A 902-nucleotide genomic window follows, 5' to 3' on the forward strand; every position below is an offset into this window, starting at 1 on the left:
ATTTCCGGCAAAGAAAACATCGCTGCGTGGGTCGTCCTTGCGAACGCCCGAACCACGCTCCAGTGCCGCATAATCGATCGCTCGCGCGTTTGGACAATCGGCGATCTGCTCGGGATTGTTGCGATCCGCCAACGCCGCCAATCCAAAGTCAACGAGCTTCGCTTTTCCGTCGGTCGAAATTAACACGTTCGACAGCTTCAAGTCGCGGTGCGAAATCCCCAGTGACGCAGCATGGGCAAGTGCCGATGAGATATCGCTGATCAAACTGAGTGATAGATCCGCAGGCAGTTTGCCGCGGATTCGGACAAGTTCGCGAAGCGTTTGCCCCTCGACAAACTCCATCACCAGAAATGGGTTGCGAACGTCCGGAATGACGTCGTAAATGCTGACGATATTAGGATGCCGTAGCTTCAGTCCCATGCGGCCTTCACGCAAAAACTGCTCAAGCTCCTTCGGCTCGTCGCGAAACCGTTTGCGGAGCACTTTAACGGCGAAAATGTTTCCTTCACGCTCGGCACGGTACACGCGAGCGAACGTACCGGCCCCGATCAAATACTGGACCTTGTAATCACCATAAAAATAGCCGCTTCGATCCCCCCGCAATAATTTCTCGGTCTGCAGCGTCGAAACGATCCCCGCACTCTGCATCGCGTCAATGATGCCGTCCAATGAAACGTCCCCGGCGCCCAATTCGCTACGGACACGGTCGACGGCGCGCGGATCCGCCAAACCGTAGTCTTTGATTCGTTGTGCGAACTGATCAGGGGTTAAACTCATACAATTCGATTAAGAATGAGCGAAAGAAGGAAGAACACATGGCACGAGACCGCATCTCAAGCGCTCCATTTTACACGCATCTGCAAAGAATTCACAGAACGGTGGCGTCAAATTGAATGGGACAC

At 53.9% G+C, this 902-nt stretch carries 1 protein-coding gene; it reads right to left on the reverse strand.

All coding sequences use genetic code 11. The features are described from left to right. Positions 1-777, reverse strand: a 777-nt coding sequence (locus RMSM_RS14695) for a serine/threonine-protein kinase (protein ID WP_008697512.1), incomplete at its 3' end; no start/stop codon positions are given. Between the last annotated feature and the right edge of the window lie 125 nt (positions 778-902).

The organism is Rhodopirellula maiorica SM1 (genome assembly GCF_000346295.1).
Taxonomy (GTDB): Bacteria; Planctomycetota; Planctomycetia; order Pirellulales; family Pirellulaceae; genus Novipirellula; species Novipirellula maiorica.